Raw genomic sequence first — 18,861 nt, 5'->3', positions numbered from 1 at the left:
TAAACAAGAAAAGCAGATCATTGATCTGCTTTTCTTGTTTATAAGGTGTTGATAGTTTGTTAGTTAACCGTGATCTGCTCTGGTTTGTCGGCTACGATTTCGGGCTGACCTTTAAAAAACTCAAATGTGCCGGTTGCGCATACGTGTTTTCCTTTTATCGTAGACAGGTCGAGCTTTATTTTATTGCCCTTTATCGCTATGGTGTATTTTTGCCTTGGGTAAGCCGCGCCTAAGTTTAATAGGGTAAGTGTGTCGCTCACCGCTTTGTACGAGTAAACAGTATCGCACAAAGTGCCTGTTTTGCCTATATTAGCCTTGAAATCAGCCATGGTAAAGCCTTTTGACTGTGCAGATGCCTTACTGGCAAAAACAATCATGATCAATGCCGGCAGTAATATTTTTTTCATTGCTTAATATATCAGTGCTTTGGCGCTTGCTGGTCTTCGTCTTTTTTATCCGGAGCAGGGGCATAGCCATCTTCAAAATTTAAAGTAAACGCTGATTCTGATGCCCTGGAGGCCGCGTTCAGTCCGGCTACATCCGGTTCGCTTTTATCAATTATTTCGTTACCGGTATCCTGGCCTTCATTCTGCTCATATTCATTGCCGGGGTCTTTATCTTCCTGCGCATCGTCAAGATTTGGGTTTTCGGGGATTGCCATAATTTTAATGTTTAATGTATGCTGAATAACCACTAAGATACGGCGTTGTTTGCTGGTTATTGTGTAACAATCTTTATCTTTTCTGTTTGGCTGTTAAAACGTACTTTTGCCGATATGCCGGTTCGCGACAAACTCTATTTTGCTTCTGATGTTCATTTAGGCACAGGCACATATGCCTCAAGCCGCCAACGCGAAGATAAGATAACGCGCTGGCTCGACAGTATTAAGCATGATGCCGCCGAACTATTCCTGGTGGGCGATGTTTTCGACTTCTGGTTTGAATACAAAACCGTAGTGCCCAAAGGCTACATCCGTTTCCTTGGCAAACTTGCCGAACTTGCCGATGCCGGTGTAAAGCTTTACCTGTTTAAAGGCAACCACGATATGTGGATGTTTGATTATTTTGTAAATGAACTGGGCGCAACTATCATCAGCAACGAATTAAAAATTGAGCGCGGCGGAAAGAAATTTTTCATTCATCATGGCGATGGGCTTGGTCCGGGGGATAACTTTTATAAGTTTTTGAAAGGTTTTTTCAGGAGCCGGTTTTGCCAGTGGCTGTTTGCCCGCATTCACCCAAACCTTGGCGTGGGAATCGCCAATAAATGGAGCCGCCACAGCCGGGATACCAATGCAAAGAAAGAAAATCCAAAACCAGGCGAACAGGAATGGCTGGTAAATTTTTGCCGTGAAGAATTAAAGACTAATTTTTACGATTACCTTGTTTTTGGCCATCGCCATATGCCGCTTGATATTCAAATGACCCCTCAAAGCCGTTATATTAACCTTGGCGAATGGATTTCATATTTTTCTTATGCGGTTTTTGATGGTAATGAATTGAGGCTGGAGTATTTTGTTTAGTTCATGGTTAATAGATCATGGTTCATGGTTTTTGATTGGACTAATTGATATTGATAGGGTGGCTTTGCTATGATCCATGAACTATGATCTATAAGCCGAGCTACCTATGGTCCATAAACTATGAACCATTGGCGGGGTGCTCTATGATCTATGAACCATCATCTATAAACTAAGAAAAACAACTTACAATCCGCTGAATTAAAATATGCAGTAAAATGCGTACTTTTGTGCACTTTTTTGCAGTAAGCCTGTAAGCCGCCCGAAACGTTAAATCTTTCATAAGCCGGTTCAATATCAAACAGTTTTAGCTGCATTATTATTTATAAAATATGTTAGATAAATTAGAGCTGATATACGAGCGCTGGAAAAATGTTGAAGGTGAGCTAAGCAATCCTGAGGTAATGCAGGATATGAAGCGTTTTGCCCAGTTGAATAAAGAATATAAAGATCTTGCCAAAATTGTTGATGAGTATCATATATACCGCAACATTATGAGCAATATCGAAACCAATAAAGAGATCCTGGCTACCGAAAAAGATGAAGAGTTTCGTGAGATGGCCAAAATGGAACTTGACGAACTGCTTGCTCAACAGGAAGTAAAGGAGGAAGAAATTCGCCTGATGCTGATTCCTAAAGATCCTGAAGATTCTAAAAATGCTATTGTGGAGATCCGTGGTGGTACCGGTGGTGATGAGGCAGCCCTTTTTGCCGGCGATCTTTACCGCATGTATATGCGCTATTGCGAAAAACGCGGCTGGCGTACCGAGCTGGTGGATTATACCGAAGGCACCAGCGGCGGTTATAAAGAGATTGTATTTAACGTAAACGCCGAAGACGCTTACGGAACCCTTAAATATGAATCGGGCGTACACCGTGTACAACGTGTGCCTGATACAGAAACACAAGGCAGGGTGCACACATCAGCAGCTTCGGTGGTTGTATTGCCCGAAGTTGATGAGTTTGATATCGACCTGCAGGTTAGTGATATCCGTAAAGATTTGTTCTGTGCTTCAGGGCCTGGTGGTCAGTCGGTAAATACTACCTATTCGGCTGTGAGGTTAACCCACATCCCTACAGGTATTGTTGCCCAGTGCCAGGATCAGAAATCACAATTAAAAAACTACGATAAGGCTTTACAGGTACTACGTTCAAGGGTGTACGAAATGGAGCTGCAAAAGCACCTGGAAGAAACATCAAAAAAACGTAAAACCATGGTGTCAACCGGCGACAGGTCGGCCAAGGTACGTACCTATAACTATCCTCAGGGTCGTTTAACTGAACACCGGATCGGTCTAACTATTTACAACCTGCCTGGCGTATTGAACGGCGACCTGCAGGAAATCCTTGAATCGCTTCAGTTTGCAGAGAATGCTGAGAAGCTGAAAGAAGGTACAGTAGCGTAAGTTATAATCAGATATTAAATAGAAATCCCCAGCCGTAAGGTTGGGGATTTTTTGTTTAGGAGAAATCTTTAAGAGCGAATCACTTTAAAGAGAGGGCCTGTCAGTCTGCGCGCGAGTCTTCGACAGGCTCAGACTGACAGGCCCTCTTTTGTTATTTTACCTTCAGAGTCCACGGATTTAAACACTCAGCATGACACCCATTTGAATTGTTGTTGCTGGCACGAACGCATATTACAACTTAAACTTACCCTTCAACGCAGCCAGCTTCAAAGCCATATCGGTTTCCGGTTCTTTTTCAACCCTTTTATTAAAGTTGGGCTTGTTGTTATTCCCTTGTGGGCGGCGGTCATCGTTCCTGCGCTGGTTCGGTTCGCTTTTGTCGTTCTCTTTCATGGATAGGGCAATACGCTTGCGGTTCACATCAACCTCGGTAACAGTTACCTCAACCTTTTGATGTACTTTCAGTACTTCGTTAGGGTCTTTAATGTAGCGGTTGGTGATCTGGCTCAGGTGAACAAGGCCATCCTGGTGAACGCCGATATCAACAAAAGCACCAAAGGCTGTAATATTGGTGACGATGCCCGGCAGCTTCATGCCAACTTTCAGATCGCCGATGGCATTTACACCTTCTGTAAAGCTGAAAGCTTCAAACTGCTCGCGCGGGTCCCTGCCCGGTTTGGCAAGTTCGGCCATGATATCATTCAGGGTTGGCAGGCCAACTGTTTCGGAAACATATTTTTGTAACGGAATGCTTTTGCGCAGGGTTGGGTTGCTCATCAGGTCTTTCACCGTACACTTCATATCAGTAGCCATTTGTTCAAGCAAACCATAACGCTCCGGGTGAACTGCACTGGTGTCTAACGGGTTTTCAGCATTGTGGATCCGGAGGAACCCTGCTGCCTGCTCAAATGCCTTATCGCCCAAACGCGGAACTTTTTTCAGTTGCTCCCGACGTTTAAAAGCGCCATTCTGGTTGCGGTATTCTACAATGTTCTGCGCCAGTTGCGGACCAAGGCCTGATACATAAGCCAGGATCTGTTTTGAGGCTGTGTTTAACTCAACGCCCACGGCGTTCACGGCGCTGATCACCGTGTCATCTAATGAGGTTTGCAGCTTGTTCTGGTCAACATCGTGCTGGTACTGGCCTACACCAATTGATTTTGGGTCGATCTTTACCAGCTCGGCCAATGGGTCCATCAAACGGCGGCCAATAGATACGGCCCCTCTTACGGTTACATCATAATCCGGAAATTCTTCCCTTGCCACTTCAGATGCCGAATAGATAGAAGCACCGCTTTCATTAACCATTACAATAGTCACGCCCGGTAAATTCAGGTTGCGAACAAATACTTCTGTTTCGCGGCCAGCGGTGCCGTTGCCAATAGCAATAGCCTCGATATTATATTTCTGGAACAGGTGCTGTACTGTTTTTTCGGCTTCGCGGGCCTGGCCTGCACCGGTGTGTGGGTAAACGGTGGTATTTTCAAGCAGTTTGCCCTGCTCATCCAAACAAACCAGTTTACAACCGGTACGGAAACCTGGGTCAAGCGCCATTACGCGTTTTTGACCAAGCGGTGCGCTCAGCAATAGCTGGCGGGCATTTTCTGCAAATACGCGGATCGCTTCCTCATCGGCTTTCTTTTTGGTAAGCAGGCGCACCTCTGTTTCCATCGATGGTTTTAACAGGCGTTTGTAGCCATCGGTAATAGCCAGGCGGATTTGTCCGGCAGCTGGGTTGTTTGCTTTGATAACTGAATTTTCCAATATCTCCAGTGCATCATCTTCTTCAGGTTTCAGGTCGAGCCATAGGATCTCTTCCTTTTCGCCGCGGCGCATGGCTAATACGCGGTGCGATGGCGCTGTTTTAACAGGCTCAGTCCATTCAAAATAGTCTTTGTACTTAATGCCTGCCTCTTCTTTGCCTTCAACCACTCTTGATGCAAAAGTGCCTTTTTCAACAAACAGCTCTCGGATTTTGGTACGTATTTCAGCATTTTCGGCTATGGTTTCGGCAATGATATCCCTTGCGCCGGCTAAAGCTTCTTCAACGCTGGCTACGCCTTTTTCATCGCTGATATATTCGGCAGCTATCAGTTCGGGGTCGATATTTTTTTGTTCCAATAAAACATCGGCCAATGGCTGCAGGCCTTTTTCGCGGGCTGTAGTAGCGCGGGTTTTGCGTTTTGGGCGATAAGGAAGATAAAGGTCCTCCAAAGTAACCATCGTTTCGGCCTCGTTGATCTGTTTTTCCAGCTCGGGAGTTAGTTTGCCCATGTCTGTAAGCGATTTCAGGATAGCCTCACGGCGTTTATCCAGTTCCCGCAATTGCTGTACACGATCACGAATAGTGGCAACCTGTACCTCATCCAAACTGCCGGTAAGTTCTTTACGGTAACGGGAAATAAATGGAACGGTAGCTCCTTCATCAAGCAAGCCTACCGTAGCGGTAACCTGTTTCTCAGCTACAGAAAGCTCTGCAGCTATTATTTTATAATGAATACTCATAATCAAAATTCGGACTGCGAAGTTGAGGGAATAGGCTTACAATTCAAAAAAAGATTGCTAACAAAAAGTTGAAAGTTTTTGATTGGGCTGTTGTTGGTAATGTAAATATAGGGTACATTTTGTTATCCGGCAGGTTTAAAATTGTCTCTGCGGCGCGCTAAACCGCCCGATGTTAAAAATGCTGATCTTTTCTTTAAGTTTCAAAATGCAAAGAATGCATGATCCCGATAAGTAACATTAGCGCAATGGGTAATTACGTAATGACAATTCGGGAAATGTATGGTCATTTATATCTTTTGCTTCGCCTTTATTTCCAGGTAGCGGTTTACTGTGTTTATGGTAAGGTTTTGGGGGGATGTCAGTATCGACTGGATGCCGTGGCTGGCCAGCTCTTTTACCATCAATTTTTTATCGTAAGCAAACTTTTCGGCAATGGTTTTTATGTAGATGCCTTCAACATCTTTGGCAGGCTGTTCGCTCAGGGTTTTTAATTCCGTATTTTCAAAGAAGACTACCAACAGCAGGTGAAACTTGGCTATCCGTCGTAAAAAAGGCAACTGCCTTTGTAATGCAGGTAAGCTTTCATAATTAGCGAAGAAAACAACGAGACTTCTTTGTTTTATTACCCTGCGTACAGTAGTATAAAGCGCCTCCATGTTGGTTTCAAGGTAACGGGTTTTTTCCTTATATAAAACCTCCAGGATTTTATTAAGCTGAGTGTATTTGCTATCCGCAGGTATAACAGTCCCAACTTTTTCCGATACAGTGATCAACCCTGCTTTATCTTCTTTTAACAGCGCCACGTTTGATAAAACAAGACTGGCATTTATGGCATAATCAAGCAGGCTCAGGCCTTCAAAAGGCATTTTCATTGAGCGCGACTTGTCAATTACACAATATACATGCTGCGATTTTTCATCAACGTATGAGTTCACCATCAGGTTGCTGTGCCGGGCGGTAGCTTTCCAGTTAATGGTACGATAGTCATCACCTGATACATAGTTTTTCACCTGCTCAAATTCGAGGCTATGCCCAATCCGCCTGATCTTTTTTATGCCAATATCAGTTAAGCGGTTTGAAATAGCCATAAGTTCATACTTCCGCATTTGTAAAAATGAGGGATAAACCGGCAATGTTTCGGTCTGTTCAAAATTGTATCTGCGCGAGATTAACCCCAACGGTGATTTCACAAACACCCTGATCAAACCAAACTCATATTCGCCGCGGCGGGTAGGCCTTAAGAGGTAAAGGATCTGCTTGTGTTCCCTGGGTTTCATCATGGTTTTAAACCAAACGTCACGCTTCTGAAATTGCTCAGGGATCTCGTCAATGATGCCAATATTTATATTAAAAGGGTAAAAGCTCTCTATATAAATACCTAATTCGTTTTCGTCGCCATTGCTTAACCTTTCAGGAGCTATCCGCTTTGCAAATACGCCGTTTGATGTTCTGTAAAGCATCAACAGATCAAGTATTACCAGGAGCACAACTATCCAAAACGCCAGCCTCGGTATGATGCCAAGCCAGGGGAAAAAGAAACCGAATATAAACAGCACTACGCTGCCGGCAAGGCAGGCGAATAGCTTATTATTAAAAAAAGGTTCTTATAAAACAATCCGATCAGCTTTTTCACAGCAGGGTATTAGCGGGGAACTTCTATTTTCTGTATTATTTGTGCAATTACTTCATCAGGGCTTACACCTTCCATCTCCTTATCGGGCGTAAGCATGATGCGGTGCCTTAAAACAGGCGCAGCTACATATATTATGTCTTCGGGGGTTACAAAATCACGCCCTTTAATTGCAGCAAGTGCCTTAGCCGCGTTTATAATAGCTAATGAAGCCCGGGGCGATCCGCCAAGCTGTACCGATTTACTATTGCGGCTTTCATGAATTATTTTGGCTGCAAACTCAAGCAGTTTGGGTTCAACATGTAAAGCACGTACCTGCTGCCTTACCTCGGTAATATCCACAGAAGACAATACCGCGCTGATCTGATTTAGCTGATCGGTAGTTTTTTGCTGATGTTGCTGGGTTACAATGGCTATTTCTTCTTCAAGCGTTGGATATTTGATCTCCACCTTAAATAAAAACCTATCCAGCTGCGCTTCAGGCAAACGGTAGGTGCCTTCCTGCTCAACAGGATTTTGGGTAGCCAGCACTGTAAATGGTTCTTCCATTTTATAGCTGTGCCCATCAATAGTGAGCTGGCGCTCTTCCATCACCTCAAATAATGCCGACTGCGTTTTTGCGGGCGCCCGGTTTATCTCGTCAATAAGGATAATATTGCCGAATATAGGTCCTTTCTTAAATTCAAATTCTGTTGTCTTAGGATTAAAGACCGAAGTTCCCAAAATGTCCGAAGGCATCAGATCGGGTGTGAATTGGATGCGTGAGTAACGGGCATCAATAGCTTTAGCGATAAGTTTAGCGGTAAGGGTTTTGGCAACACCAGGCACACCTTCAATAAGGATATGACCATCTGCCAGCACCCCCGCTATCAATAGGTCAATAGATTCTTGCTGGCCTACTATAATTTGGGCAAGAGTAGCCTTGATTTGTTCAACAGCAGTATGCAGCTTACCCAGATCAGTACGTTGTTCAAAAAGTTCGTTTTCCATGTTTTACCTGGATTGGATATAAAATTGTTCAATAAGTTGGTTCAGTTTAATCAGCTCATGATCTGCAATGTCTTCATGAGTAGTAATAAAATTCAAGGCCGTAGTCAGGTTAGCAGCCAGCGAATGAGGAATGCCATTTTTTTGGCGAGCATATCAGTAAACTCCTCATCAAGGTTATTGGTTCTTAACGAATACTTATCCCTGATATAGCTTAAAAGGTAAAGAGCTTTTTTATGAGCAATATCGGCATTGTCACGTTTCTCATAATATACCTGCCCAACAACGGTAACAAAATCAACAGTAGTATTTTTTAGCGGTTCAACTACTGGTATGATTCGCTGCCGGCGTTTTGCTTCATATACTATAAAAAGTGCCATGCTGAAAAAGGACAAATAAAATGCCCACCGCAAAGAAGGGTTTCGTAAAAATACACGCATGGTTGTTCTCGTCTTCTGGTCGGCCCGGGGTATAATACTGGTCCCATATTAAATTACCATCATTTTTCACAACAGATAGTGCCTTTGCCGCATAATCCATGCCCCCGCTGGTCAATAAACTGTAATTGGTAAACATAAGCGGATTAGCATTCAAAAAAATATGCCCTTTTCCAATGGTATATTTTAAAAAATTGGTTTTGTGCTTTGTGTTTTTTCCGAGTACCAGAGCTTTGGCAGTGTCAATTTTGCTAAAGTACCCGGTATTCATACCCCTTTCTGCACTGTAAAGCTGCGTAGTATCCATTTTGGGATTTGAGAAGCGAATACCGAGCGCATCTTTATTTTCAAATACAACCTGGGTTTGTACTTTAAGGTCCTTTCCCAGTTCTTCACCAAAGTATGATGCGGCTATAAAAACATCATTGCCTTCATTCACAAACTTCCTCAGCTTTATATAATCGTATTCGTTGAGGTTTATCGAGCTGCAAATTATAAGATAAGTTGCGTGCTTTATTCCGTGATCATTTATAACATTATAAAGCGGCTCGCGGTATGTAGTAACATTTGCGGCAGGAAATATATCGTTGATTTGGCTGTACAAAATATAAGTACCAAAAGGGATCTTGTCATTTATATCCAGCGTTTCGTTCCAATTAATGGCTTTTGGCCGGTTATATTGCGCAACCAGGTAAATAAGCATTAAACTGCCCAATGCAATAAGGTAAACCCTTAAACTTTTCATGACAGGCTCTGTTTAAATTCCTGAAAAATGTTATTTATCCGTTGATATGATTGTCCGTCTATCGGGAAATCCCCATACCAAACATATTCAAACTGCCTGGTAACAACTGTAAATTGTTCGCGCTGGCCTGCATTAGTTAATTCGTTAATATAGGCAGTATTGGTTTTTTCAATTTTCCAGTTTATCAGGTTAAGATCACTCAATTGTTTAAGGCTGCGTAAATAAAGCAGCCTTACCGCAAGGCGGTAATTCTTATTTGATAAAGCATCATCTATAGCTTCATCAAAGCTTATTTCATGAATGTTTTCAACAGCTTCTGAGTAGGGAACCGATGCGCTTTTAGCCTGCTTTTTAAAAAGATGGGGGAAACTGATGCCTAACAATTTTATTATACAATAAATGATAGCAAAAGCACCCACACCCAGTATCACATATTTTATAACATTAGCAGAGCTTTTGCCCATATTGGCACTCCCGAATAACTTTTGAAACAATTCGGCAACCCAGTTCCAAAAGCTTGCCCACAAATGCCACACCCAGCTCCAAAAGTGGTCCCACCAGCTTAGGCCTTCTTTTATAACATGGTAGTTAAAGTCTTTATCATTTTTATACTTATCCATTGCCGCTTCATTAAAATGCTTCACAGCAACGTCTACAGTATCAACTTTAATAAAATCAGGGGCGTGTAACGGAGATGCTTTACCGGCAGGTACAACATGCCCACCCATAGCGAGATTTGTTTGATGCAGGATGTTTGATGGTTTAAACATAAGCCGGTTAGTATTGCTCTGTTGAAAACTGATCAGCAGCGGGATCATTTTTACCAAATGATTTGATCCTGTTTACAAGATTGTTTGCTTCCTTATGTTCAGTTAAGCTAAAATAAACCAATGTAATTGATATAACGGGCAGCAACCACAAAAACTGGCAAACATGCTCAATAATAGCCTCAACTATCGCATATGTGGTGTTATAATAGGTGCCTGTTAGCCATTGGCTGCCACCATAAAATATCATTGCCGGGATAAACAATGCCATTACCGTTGCTAAAACAATAATTGACATCAGTAATATAACCCCGAATGTAAACCACCAGTTCTCTTTAATGATTTTGAATGATTTTCTTATCGCAAATTCGACACTCCCGTTCTCTATAATCATTATTGGAGTAACTAACCCAAAAATGGGGGCAAGGTATACCGAAGGGAAAAAGCAAAAGAAAAACGCGATAACCAGGGCAACACTCAATAAAATCTGGGTACCCAGCACCCTGAAAAAATAATATTTAAAATAAGCCCAAACTTCAAGCGTGGTAGGTGGCTGGTTTTCCTTTTGCTGGTATACTGCCAGATAGCTTATCGCCGTTAACACTAAAGCCGAATAGTTAACCTGCTCAAAAAGGATTTTTGCTATTCCCCAAAATGAAAACGCCGAATACTCGCCCTCCTGTGTATGCTGGAAATTAGATAGTATGGTTAACAAAGTGCTGGTTAACAAAAACATACCACATATTGCAAGGTATGATTTAAATAACGGTTTAAAATTTTGCCGTACAATAACAAAAGTATCGCTGATGATATCTCCAAACTCACGTGTTTTACTTAACTCAATATTCTCCTTCATTTGCGATTTCAACAATTTTTAAACGGTGTGACAGGTACGCAGGATAAACTACAACATACCAAATTATAAATAAAAAAGAACCTCCCAAAATCAAGCTACTGAGCCATACCGGCATTTCTGTATGGCGTGTGATGAAGCTTTCAAAAACAGCGGCGGTCACCACAATTGGCGATATTCCAAGCATAATCTTAAGTCCGTTAAGTGCGCCTTTTTTTAACGATACCATACGGCTAAACGTTTTAGGGAATAACAGGCTATTGCCAATTATAAGCCCGGCTGCACCGGCCAGAATAATAGTTGATATCTCGAGCGTACCGTGAATCCAAATCACCAAAACCGACTGTATACCCAAACCTTTGCTAATGAACAAATATTGAAAACAGCCAACCATGAGCCCGTTACGGAATAAATTGATCACCGTTCCGGCCGATAAGGTGATACCCAATACAAAAGTGATTGCGGTTACCGTGAGGTTATTCTTCGCAATCATCCAAAACATCACAAATTCATTCTGACTTTTAAAAACACCAAATGGATCGCCCTTACTGATATTTTCATTAGTCATGTTCACATAATCATCCGACAGAACAAACCTGATGAAGGTGCGGTCATATTTGGCTGATATAATGCCAATTAAAAAAAGGTTATGAAAAAAATAAACGAATACAATATTTGCCTTTGATACTGTTTAAATAGCAACGGTAATTCCGTTTTCCAAAAAACACAAACCGGTTAGCTTTTTCCTTCTTGTTTTTATAAATAGATTGATGGAAGCCTGCTGCTAACCCATTCAAATACAAAGTGGTTTTTGACTTTGGGTAAAATGTTTTTGAATAGGCCAGATCGTCGGTAACGATTATGAAACGCTCGGCAAGTTCATCAGGGTCTTTTGCAGGCTCAGTTTCATAACTTTTCCATTTGGCCGAGTTCTGTTTTATAAATAATGGCTCACGCATGTGAAAGGCTCAGTAATTTTTTGTTAAAATAATAACAATATTTGATGTTGAGATATAAAGAATTAAATTGTTAATTATATTTATTGCATGCAAACAGTAAAGATACACACTTCACAAAATATTGAAATTGATTATGAAGTAGCAGGTTTAGGCGAACGCGTTTTGGCGCGTATTGTTGATATGGGCGTTTTTATGGGAATAGGATATATTTGTTACTTTATAATTATCTTCTTTTTTTAACAACAATACAAAACTTTAAAGGCGATAGCATTCCTGCAGTATTAATAGTAATAGCTATAATATATTCGCTTGCAGCTGTTTTTTACGATCTCGTTGCCGAAGTATTTTTTAACGGCCAAACTATTGGCAAATACGCGGTAAAAATCAAGGTAGTAAGCATCAATGGTTCGCGGCCATCATTTGGGCAGTTTTTGCTTCGCTGGGTGTTCAGGCTTGTTGACTTTGGGATTACGTTTGGGATAGGGGCGCTGATATCTGTAGCAGTATCCGAAAAAAACAACGCATTGGCGATATAGTTGCCGGCACAACGGTCATAAAAACCACACCCAAAGCCCAATTAGGCGACCTGGTTTTTGCTTACCAGGATGATGAATACGAACCCACATTTAGTAACGTAGCTGATTTAAGAGATTCAGACATTACGTTGATACATGAAGTAATAAGTAATTTTAAAAGTACAGGTAACAGCCAAATAGTATATGACATGGCTGTGCGTGTTAAGGAATATATTCATGCGGATATTCCGCAGGGAATGAATGAGTATGACTTTTTGTTAACTGTAATTAAAGATTACAGCCACGTGGTTGCGCGTATGGGCGTTTAAACCGGGCTTTTTTAAAGATTATATAATTTATATAGGTACGCGATCAGTATGATGTTCCCGGTTATCAGGTAAAGCGTTTTTTTTGCGATGTGCTTTTTATCAAATTTTAACCGGCCATCAAGCAATACAAAAACAAAAGTAACGAGCAGGGGAATGGTAGCAGGGTATAACTGTAAGCTATCATGCATATGACCTTTCAATAAGGCAATAACAGAACGCTGAAAGCCGCAACCCGGACAATCATAGCCGGTGAATTTCTTAAAAGGACAGGGTATTAAATGATTTTGCAGCCATTGAATGAATATCAAATGGCTGCAAAATAAATTATAACAATGCATAATAATTATGCTTGCGGATCAAAAGGTTTTTGGTAATCGCCGGAGCCAAAACGATTGTTCATATTGGCTTCTTTGGCTGATGGGCCTAAATATACGGCATCTCCAAAACCCAAAATCATGACAAAAATAGGGTGTAATAATATAAGGCCAACGGTAAAACCTTCGCTTTTGCCAAAACTTTTACTTACCAAATTAGCCACCCATATTACAAATATAAAATTAATACAAGGGCAAATCATTAAAAGGAACCACCAGATAGGTTTACCTACTATTTCACAAAGAACAATGTAGTTATAAATGGGTATCAGGACGGCCCAACCGGGTTTGCCGGCTTTCACAAATACTTTCCAGGCTCCTGCTGCTGTTAAAATAAGTATAGCCAAATAAATTACGATGGCTACAGTGGGAATGCTGCCCAATCCGGGCGAAGGGTAATTTTCCATTTTAAGTGTTTAAGTTGAGGTTTTCGTTTATATAACTTATTGCAAAATATAAATTTTTTTAAATAAAAATTAAAGAGAACGTATTTATTATGGAACCTGTAATTATAATTTATCCTTAATTTTGACTTGATGCAAAGAGAACAGATTTCGGTTTTTGATATGTTTAAGATAGGCATAGGCCCGTCGAGCTCGCATACGCTTGGCCCTTGGCGCGCCGCTCAGCAGTTTGTGCAGTCGCTTGAACAACAGGGGGTACTGCCGATGGTGCAGCAGGTTAAGATCTTATTATATGGCTCATTAGCCAAAACAGGTCATGGGCACGGTACGGATATAGCTATATTATTAGGTTTAAGCGGCGATGACCCGGTTACTTTCGAGGTGGACCAGGTAACACCTAAAATTGAGCAGATCAAAAGTTCGCATCAACTGATCATCGGTGGTATTTTACCATTAAGTTTTTATGCTGAGGATGACCTGCTGTTCCTTTTTAACGAAAGCTTACCTTATCATCCAAACGCGGTAACTTTCCAGGCATTTTTAAGTACCGGAAAGGCAATTTCTGAAACATACTACTCGATAGGAGGTGGTTTTGTGGTGAAGGAAGGTGCTTCAGGGCAATCAAAAGCAGAGGTTGACCTTCCCTTCCCGATTGATACCGCAGCCGATCTGCTGCACTGGTGTATCAAAACAGGTCTTCGGATTTCGGAAGTGGTAGCCGAAAACGAGCTGGCCTGGCGCAGCGAACAGGAAACCCGTACCGGAGCGTTGAATATCTTCAAGGCATTAAAAGAGTGTATTTACCGGGGATGTCACACTACCGGCCAATTGCCTGGCGGGTTAAATGTGGCAAGGCGCGCCGCAAAATTAAACGCAAGGCTCATCGGGAATAATAAATACAGCAATTATGATGAATGGGTTGCGGCCATCAGGAATACAGGCGACAGCTTTAAAAATACTTTAGATTGGGTAAGCTGTTTTGCATTAGCCGTTAATGAGGAGAACGCTTCATTCGGCCGTGTGGTAACCGCGCCAACAAACGGCGCCGCAGGCGTTATTCCTGCGGTGCTCCAATATTACATTGCTTTTTGCGATGGCAATACCGAGCAAAAGATCATCAACTTTTTATTTACTGCCAGCGAGATCGGGAGTATCTTTAAAAAAGGCGCTACCATATCGGCAGCTATGGGCGGCTGCCAGGCCGAAATAGGCGTATCATCGGCTATGGCCGCGGCTGCTTTGACCGAATGTATGGGCGGTACCCAACGCCAGGTACTCATGGCTGCCGAAATAGCCATGGAACATCACCTCGGTCTCACCTGCGATCCTATCGGCGGGCTGGTACAGGTCCCTTGCATTGAACGTAATACCATGGGGGCCATTAAGGCAATAACAGCATCACAATTAGCGCTGCAAAGCAATCCTGAAAAAGCTAAGGTAAGCCTTGATGCCGTGGTAAAAACCATGTGGCAAACCGCGCTCGACATGAACTCGAAATACAAGGAAACAAGTGATGGCGGATTGGCAATCAACATCCCGATTAGTTTGCCCGAGTGTTAATTGCTTACTTATTAAACAGTCTTGAATCAAATTCAAAAAATTCGGTATTAATAATTTTTACGGCTTTAAAATCGGGGTGTAAAGGGTTGAGCAGGTAGTTAAAATCGCCCGCAATAGTGGCCGATGGTACCTGGAGCGCTAAATATTTGTTGGCTTTTACAAAGCCGTCACCAATTTGCTGTGTTGTTTTGATCAGGGGGTTGCTATTCCACTTTTCGGGTAACTGATCAACGCCGGGCTTAAAAACATCTGCATTATCAGGCAGCTCAATCGTCGCCATAAAATAATCAGAAGGCATAAATCCAAGCGGTGTATGTACGGCAACTTCGAGTACAGCCAATGCGCGTGACGAAGAGGTATAAACTACAGCAGTTCCTTTACTGTTCCAACGACCGCCGTTTAGTTCAGCCCCCTGCCGCTCAAGTCATGAATGTAAGCCTGCTTACTTAAGCGATAAACGATCATGCAAGTATGCCATGTTCAATACGCCCCAATTCATCGCGGATCATATTGATTCCAAAGGCTGTATCCAAAAGTTCTTTAGGCCTTACTCCGCCCAGGGGAATGCTTTTATAATCCATCCAGGCGTAAAACTTATTTTCATCGCCAAAAACCTCAATACCCTTTTTATAGAGTAATTCGATCATGATTATCTTTTCAGAATATATGGGATCAAAGGTTTTGTTTTCCTTTTTATAACGTTGAATAGTTCGCTCGGAAAGATGAAGGTACGAAGCCCAGTCATCTATATTAAAATGAATATGTTTTGATAATTTGGTAAGATAGGGGAATGAGATTCCTTCCCTTACCATAAAGGTTAAATTAACCTCGTCATCATCAATAAATTTATAGGGTTTTGGAGCACTCATGGCCTTTGCTGTAAATTGTCAATAAATTTACGACAATTGTCGCCGAAAAGCAAATCTTATTTTTTAGCAAAAACAGCCCCTACTGCCGCCTTCAGTTTATCAACCCACATTCCATACATTTTACCGGATGGATGCAAACCATCGGTCGCCAGTAAGGTAAGATCATTCGCCGCCAACTTAGAAACGCCGGTAATTTCAACATAATTAACCTTTGCATTAGCACTTATTTTACGGTTAATATCATTGAACTGATCTATCTCAGGGCCGATAACGGCATCCTGCCCTTGAGCAAAAGGTGTAACACCATAGTCGGGGATAGACAGCACAAACACATGCTCGCTGATACCGCCAGCAAATTTAATGGCCGTATTTAAAACCTGCTCAAACTTAATGCGGTAATTTTCCTGGCTTAAGCCATCGTATTGATCATTTACACCTATCAGCAGCGTGACTACATCATAAGTATTGCTTTTGATGCTGCTTTGATCAATAGCTTCAATGAGTTGATCGGTTGTCCAGCCGGTGCGGGCTATGATAGTCGGCGTATTTACTTTGAGGCCTTGTAACTGGTTAGCCAGTTGATTAGGAAATGCCTGTTCAGGGGGCACAGACTGGCCTATGGTATAGGAATCGCCGAGGGCAAGGTATGTTAGGGTATCCTTTATCACGGTAACTGGTTTTGACGGGGGATTATAACTAACCGGCGCCGGCGTGTTTTTGCCTGCACAGGCCGATAATGTAATTGCTGTGAGTAAACTGAAAATTATTCCCTTCATTATAATATCTCCATACCAAAAAGTACGGAAATATGATGTATAAGGATTTTTTTACTTCATTAATATCAACCTCATGCCCAAGTTCCTGCTGCATGGAGGTAACAGCCTTATCGTCAATACCGCAGGGCACTATGTTTTTAAAATAGCTCAGATCGGTATTTACATTAAGCGCGAGGCCGTGCATAGTAACCCAGCGACTGCAGCGTACGCCCATGGCGCATATTTTACGGGCTTTGTCATTATCGGCATCAAACCATACGCCGGTATAACCTTCATAACGACCGGCCTGCAAGCCAAAATCGGCGAGGGTAAGGATCACTGCTTCTTCCAGCGTACGCAGGTACAGGTGTATATCAGTAAAAAAATTATCAAGGTCGAGTATCGGGTATGATACAATTTGCCCCGGCCCATGATAGGTAATATCACCGCCCCTGTTTATCGGATAATAAACAGCCTGTTTTTCTTTCAAGCCTGCCTCATCTAACAATAGATGCTCGGGCTTGCCGCTTTTACCAAGGGTATACACGTGCGAGTGCTCGCAAAAAACCAGGTAATTAAAAGTTCTCGTCGGCTTCGATAGTATCGTAGGCTACAGCAGTCCCTGCGTTTTTAGCAGCTGCTTCGTAAGCCGTTTCACGATTACGGTTGTCTATTTTAGTTTTAACCGTTTCACTAAAAAGGGTTTCCTGTTTATCCCAGGCCTGCTGGTAATCAACCAGGCCCCAATCCTGAAAAAATACTTTCTTGTTTTTCATCATTCGCCCTTTACGTAGCCTATCATATAATCTTCATATTGCAGATAGCCTACTGTATAATCAATGGTGGTATCTTTTTTATTTAATTGCGCATTTACCACGCCATGATGCTCAAACTGGAAAGGCTCCAAAAAATGTTATCGGCAAATGAAACCTCTTTTTGCCCGTTACATTTATAAACAGCCTCCTTGGCGCACCAGCAAACATATAGTTGTTCAATTTTTTGCGGGCCATTTATAAATTTCAACTCTTCCTTACGCATAAACTTGTTGGCAATGCGCTCAACTTTTTGCTTAATCTGCTCAATATCAATCCCAACCTTATATGTTTTGCTGATCATCACAGCGGCATAATCAAACGAATGACTTAAGGAGATATGGTAAGGGAGGTTTACCAGGTAAGGCTTGCCATGCTCATCAACTTTACAGTCAATATACTCATCGGTACGGAGCATTTTACGCAGCAGCACGCGGGTACCCAGCCAGTGCAGGTGGCGCTTGCCATTGCTCAGGCTTTCTACAAAATCCTTTTCCTGCTGATCAAGCTGTAACTGGCTGTACAGGTCTGTAGCCTCCTCCTCGATACGCCAGAGTGCAAACTCGGTGTCATCATCAATACGCTGCCTGTATGCTATCGCCATAAAAGTAAAATTGCAAAATAGGTTGCAAACATATGTCAAAAAAATTAAATAATATCAGCGCAGCTACATATTCGTAATCGGCTGAACCATATCAGGTTTAGGAGTTGTTTCTGCGCTATCTGAACGCATTTTGCCGGCCAATATTGTTTATAAAAGCCGGCGCCGATTAGGCTAATTTTCATAATTTAGCGCCAGCAATAACCTGCCTGTATGATACTATCTGATAAGCGCATCCTCGAAGAAATTGAACAAGGCCATATTATTATTGAACCATTTAACCGCGAATACCTGGGCACTAACTCGTACGACGTTCATTTGGGCAAATATTTAGCTACTTACCGTAGCCGGGTGCTTGATGCCAAAGTTCATAATGAGATAGATGGCTTTGAAATTCCGAAGGATGGCTTTGTGCTTCAGCCCAATACCCTTTACCTGGGCGTAACAATGGAGTACACCGAAACACACCGGCATGTTCCGTTTTTAGAGGGCAAATCAAGCACAGGGCGTTTAGGTATCGATATTCACGCAACAGCGGGTAAAGGTGATGTTGGTTTCTGCAATACCTGGACACTTGAAATTTCATGTGCCCAGCCTGTGCGCATTTACGCCGGCATGCCCATTGGTCAGCTTATTTATTTTGTAGTTGAGGGCGAGATTGAAACACTGTACAACAGTAAAGCCAACGCCAAATACAACAACCCTACTACACGCCCTGTTGAAAGCATGATGTGGAAGAATAAGTGGTAGGCTTAAGCAACAAGTATTAAGTTGAGTGTCTCAAGTTGGTAGTCTTAAGTATTCAGTATAGAAAATAAAGTCAGATTTTCGACT

The 18,861-nt window shown here is 42.2% G+C and carries 23 protein-coding genes and 2 pseudogenes; 7 read left to right on the top strand and 18 right to left on the bottom strand.

All coding sequences use genetic code 11. The features are described 5' to 3' along the window. Positions 1-59: 59 nt before the first annotated feature. Both ACRQ5D_RS06175 and ACRQ5D_RS06170 read right to left on the bottom strand, forming a co-directional pair. Complete coding sequence (locus ACRQ5D_RS06175; protein WP_091167380.1) at positions 60-407, bottom strand: hypothetical protein; 348 nt, start codon at positions 405-407, stop codon at positions 60-62. An 11-nt stretch (positions 408-418) separates the two neighbouring features. Then, a complete protein-coding gene (locus ACRQ5D_RS06170) occupies positions 419-661 on the bottom strand; it encodes a hypothetical protein (RefSeq protein ID WP_091167382.1) in 243 nt (80 codons plus the stop codon). Positions 662-775: 114 nt separating this feature from the next. Between ACRQ5D_RS06170 and ACRQ5D_RS06165 the strand changes: the two genes are divergently transcribed. Together ACRQ5D_RS06165 and prfA are read left to right on the top strand one after the other, a co-directional pair. Beyond that, positions 776-1,522: a UDP-2,3-diacylglucosamine diphosphatase gene (locus ACRQ5D_RS06165; protein ID WP_091167651.1), complete on the top strand. Its 747-nt coding sequence runs from the start codon at positions 776-778 to the stop codon at positions 1,520-1,522. Between the two features lie 329 nt (positions 1,523-1,851). Beyond that, positions 1,852-2,925, top strand: a complete 1,074-nt coding sequence (gene prfA, locus ACRQ5D_RS06160) for a peptide chain release factor 1 (RefSeq protein WP_091167385.1) — start codon at positions 1,852-1,854, stop codon at positions 2,923-2,925. Positions 2,926-3,156: 231 nt separating this feature from the next. On the opposite strand, the gene ACRQ5D_RS06155 is transcribed toward prfA, so the two are convergent. The 9 genes from ACRQ5D_RS06155 to ACRQ5D_RS06115 all read right to left on the bottom strand — a co-directional run bounded on the left by ACRQ5D_RS06155 (position 3,157) and on the right by ACRQ5D_RS06115 (position 11,808). Continuing rightward, on the bottom strand, positions 3,157-5,430 hold the full coding sequence (locus ACRQ5D_RS06155) for a Tex family protein (RefSeq protein WP_129567962.1): 2,274 nt from the start codon (positions 5,428-5,430) through the stop codon (positions 3,157-3,159). Positions 5,431-5,717: 287 nt separating this feature from the next. Further along, positions 5,718-6,986: a DUF58 domain-containing protein gene (locus ACRQ5D_RS06150; protein ID WP_432328551.1), complete on the bottom strand. Its 1,269-nt coding sequence runs from the start codon at positions 6,984-6,986 to the stop codon at positions 5,718-5,720. 86 nt (positions 6,987-7,072) lie between these two features. Further along, positions 7,073-8,050, bottom strand: a complete 978-nt coding sequence (locus ACRQ5D_RS06145; protein WP_112657134.1) for an AAA family ATPase — start codon at positions 8,048-8,050, stop codon at positions 7,073-7,075. A 104-nt stretch (positions 8,051-8,154) separates the two neighbouring features. Beyond that, entirely contained in the window at positions 8,155-8,427 is a 273-nt protein-coding gene (locus ACRQ5D_RS06140; RefSeq protein WP_432328550.1) for a hypothetical protein, read from the bottom strand. Continuing rightward, positions 8,405-9,229, bottom strand: a complete 825-nt coding sequence (locus ACRQ5D_RS06135) for a DUF4350 domain-containing protein (protein ID WP_432328549.1) — start codon at positions 9,227-9,229, stop codon at positions 8,405-8,407. The genes ACRQ5D_RS06140 and ACRQ5D_RS06135 overlap by 23 nt, the downstream gene beginning before the upstream one ends. Next, positions 9,226-9,999 (bottom strand): DUF4129 domain-containing protein, encoded by a 774-nt coding sequence (locus tag ACRQ5D_RS06130; protein WP_432328548.1) that lies wholly within the window; start codon positions 9,997-9,999, stop codon positions 9,226-9,228. The genes ACRQ5D_RS06135 and ACRQ5D_RS06130 overlap by 4 nt, the downstream gene beginning before the upstream one ends. 7 nt (positions 10,000-10,006) lie before the next feature. Further along, complete coding sequence (locus ACRQ5D_RS06125) at positions 10,007-10,852, bottom strand: hypothetical protein (RefSeq protein WP_431199248.1); 846 nt, start codon at positions 10,850-10,852, stop codon at positions 10,007-10,009. Then, a complete protein-coding gene (locus ACRQ5D_RS06120) occupies positions 10,836-11,450 on the bottom strand; it encodes a stage II sporulation protein M (RefSeq protein ID WP_431200958.1) in 615 nt (204 codons plus the stop codon). The genes ACRQ5D_RS06125 and ACRQ5D_RS06120 overlap by 17 nt, the downstream gene beginning before the upstream one ends. A 46-nt stretch (positions 11,451-11,496) precedes the next feature. After that, the gene (locus ACRQ5D_RS06115; RefSeq protein WP_431199247.1) at positions 11,497-11,808 is read right to left on the bottom strand and encodes a hypothetical protein; all 312 of its coding nucleotides are present in this window, start codon (positions 11,806-11,808) and stop codon (positions 11,497-11,499) included. Positions 11,809-11,895: 87 nt separating this feature from the next. Between ACRQ5D_RS06115 and ACRQ5D_RS06110 the strand changes: the two genes are divergently transcribed. The 3 genes from ACRQ5D_RS06110 to ACRQ5D_RS06100 all read left to right on the top strand — a co-directional run bounded on the left by ACRQ5D_RS06110 (position 11,896) and on the right by ACRQ5D_RS06100 (position 12,652). Beyond that, positions 11,896-12,048 carry a hypothetical protein gene (locus ACRQ5D_RS06110; protein ID WP_431199246.1) on the top strand — a complete coding sequence of 51 codons (153 nt, stop codon included), beginning with the start codon at positions 11,896-11,898 and terminating at the stop codon, positions 12,046-12,048. Then, entirely contained in the window at positions 12,018-12,344 is a 327-nt protein-coding gene (locus ACRQ5D_RS06105; RefSeq protein ID WP_431199245.1) for an RDD family protein, read from the top strand. Before ACRQ5D_RS06110 ends, ACRQ5D_RS06105 begins: the two co-directional genes overlap by 31 nt. Positions 12,345-12,472: 128 nt before the next feature. Next, on the top strand, positions 12,473-12,652 hold the full coding sequence (locus ACRQ5D_RS06100; protein ID WP_431199244.1) for a hypothetical protein: 180 nt from the start codon (positions 12,473-12,475) through the stop codon (positions 12,650-12,652). An 11-nt stretch (positions 12,653-12,663) separates the two neighbouring features. On the opposite strand, the gene ACRQ5D_RS06095 is transcribed toward ACRQ5D_RS06100, so the two are convergent. Then, positions 12,664-12,960 (bottom strand): DUF2752 domain-containing protein, encoded by a 297-nt coding sequence (locus ACRQ5D_RS06095; RefSeq protein ID WP_223266082.1) that lies wholly within the window; start codon positions 12,958-12,960, stop codon positions 12,664-12,666. Between the two features lie 35 nt (positions 12,961-12,995). Further along, the gene (locus ACRQ5D_RS06090) at positions 12,996-13,433 is read right to left on the bottom strand and encodes a DUF5684 domain-containing protein (RefSeq protein ID WP_112657120.1); all 438 of its coding nucleotides are present in this window, start codon (positions 13,431-13,433) and stop codon (positions 12,996-12,998) included. Between the two features lie 129 nt (positions 13,434-13,562). On the opposite strand from ACRQ5D_RS06090, the gene ACRQ5D_RS06085 reads away from it, so the two are divergent. After that, positions 13,563-14,990, top strand: coding sequence for an L-serine ammonia-lyase (locus ACRQ5D_RS06085; RefSeq protein ID WP_091167403.1), 1,428 nt, complete (start codon positions 13,563-13,565; stop codon positions 14,988-14,990). A 4-nt stretch (positions 14,991-14,994) separates the two neighbouring features. Here ACRQ5D_RS06085 and ACRQ5D_RS06080 read toward each other — a convergent pair. The 5 genes and pseudogenes from ACRQ5D_RS06080 to ACRQ5D_RS06060 form a co-directional block, all read right to left on the bottom strand. Next, positions 14,995-15,345 (bottom strand): annotated as a pseudogene (locus ACRQ5D_RS06080) (RES family NAD+ phosphorylase); the annotation flags it as partial. Between the two features lie 106 nt (positions 15,346-15,451). Further along, complete coding sequence (gene parS, locus ACRQ5D_RS06075; protein WP_432328547.1) at positions 15,452-15,859, bottom strand: type II RES/Xre toxin-antitoxin system antitoxin; 408 nt, start codon at positions 15,857-15,859, stop codon at positions 15,452-15,454. Between the two features lie 56 nt (positions 15,860-15,915). Further along, positions 15,916-16,527, bottom strand: a complete 612-nt coding sequence (locus ACRQ5D_RS06070; RefSeq protein ID WP_432329719.1) for an SGNH/GDSL hydrolase family protein — start codon at positions 16,525-16,527, stop codon at positions 15,916-15,918. A 107-nt stretch (positions 16,528-16,634) separates the two neighbouring features. Further along, a pseudogene (lipB, locus tag ACRQ5D_RS06065) lies at positions 16,635-17,393 on the bottom strand (lipoyl(octanoyl) transferase LipB). A 91-nt stretch (positions 17,394-17,484) separates the two neighbouring features. Next, on the bottom strand, positions 17,485-18,030 hold the full coding sequence (locus ACRQ5D_RS06060; protein ID WP_431199240.1) for a 4'-phosphopantetheinyl transferase family protein: 546 nt from the start codon (positions 18,028-18,030) through the stop codon (positions 17,485-17,487). Positions 18,031-18,240: 210 nt separating this feature from the next. Between ACRQ5D_RS06060 and dcd the strand changes: the two genes are divergently transcribed. Continuing rightward, positions 18,241-18,777, top strand: a complete 537-nt coding sequence (gene dcd, locus ACRQ5D_RS06055) for a dCTP deaminase (RefSeq protein ID WP_090530796.1) — start codon at positions 18,241-18,243, stop codon at positions 18,775-18,777. Positions 18,778-18,861 lie beyond the last annotated feature (84 nt).

It is taken from the genome of Mucilaginibacter sp. P25 (assembly GCF_050859465.1).
GTDB classification, from domain to species: domain Bacteria; phylum Bacteroidota; class Bacteroidia; order Sphingobacteriales; family Sphingobacteriaceae; genus Mucilaginibacter; species Mucilaginibacter gossypii.
Note: the sequence above shows the minus strand (reverse complement) of the source record. Positions and strands in the feature narration are given on the sequence as shown.

Coding starts and splice junctions, on each gene's coding strand:
- ACRQ5D_RS06130 (WP_432328548.1), bottom strand. CDS start 9,999: ATGTTTAAACCATCAAACATCCTGCATCAAACAAATCTCGCTATGGGT.
- ACRQ5D_RS06175 (WP_091167380.1), bottom strand. CDS start 407: ATGAAAAAAATATTACTGCCGGCATTGATCATGATTGTTTTTGCCAGT.
- ACRQ5D_RS06115 (WP_431199247.1), bottom strand. CDS start 11,808: ATGCGTGAGCCATTATTTATAAAACAGAACTCGGCCAAATGGAAAAGT.
- ACRQ5D_RS06165 (WP_091167651.1), top strand. CDS start 776: ATGCCGGTTCGCGACAAACTCTATTTTGCTTCTGATGTTCATTTAGGC.
- ACRQ5D_RS06145 (WP_112657134.1), bottom strand. CDS start 8,050: ATGGAAAACGAACTTTTTGAACAACGTACTGATCTGGGTAAGCTGCAT.
- prfA (WP_091167385.1), top strand. CDS start 1,852: ATGTTAGATAAATTAGAGCTGATATACGAGCGCTGGAAAAATGTTGAA.
- ACRQ5D_RS06085 (WP_091167403.1), top strand. CDS start 13,563: ATGCAAAGAGAACAGATTTCGGTTTTTGATATGTTTAAGATAGGCATA.
- ACRQ5D_RS06135 (WP_432328549.1), bottom strand. CDS start 9,229: ATGAAAAGTTTAAGGGTTTACCTTATTGCATTGGGCAGTTTAATGCTT.
- ACRQ5D_RS06125 (WP_431199248.1), bottom strand. CDS start 10,852: ATGAAGGAGAATATTGAGTTAAGTAAAACACGTGAGTTTGGAGATATC.
- dcd (WP_090530796.1), top strand. CDS start 18,241: ATGATACTATCTGATAAGCGCATCCTCGAAGAAATTGAACAAGGCCAT.
- parS (WP_432328547.1), bottom strand. CDS start 15,859: ATGAGTGCTCCAAAACCCTATAAATTTATTGATGATGACGAGGTTAAT.
- ACRQ5D_RS06170 (WP_091167382.1), bottom strand. CDS start 661: ATGGCAATCCCCGAAAACCCAAATCTTGACGATGCGCAGGAAGATAAA.
- ACRQ5D_RS06090 (WP_112657120.1), bottom strand. CDS start 13,433: ATGGAAAATTACCCTTCGCCCGGATTGGGCAGCATTCCCACTGTAGCC.
- ACRQ5D_RS06060 (WP_431199240.1), bottom strand. CDS start 18,030: ATGGCGATAGCATACAGGCAGCGTATTGATGATGACACCGAGTTTGCA.
- ACRQ5D_RS06140 (WP_432328550.1), bottom strand. CDS start 8,427: ATGGCACTTTTTATAGTATATGAAGCAAAACGCCGGCAGCGAATCATA.
- ACRQ5D_RS06110 (WP_431199246.1), top strand. CDS start 11,896: ATGCAAACAGTAAAGATACACACTTCACAAAATATTGAAATTGATTAT.
- ACRQ5D_RS06155 (WP_129567962.1), bottom strand. CDS start 5,430: ATGAGTATTCATTATAAAATAATAGCTGCAGAGCTTTCTGTAGCTGAG.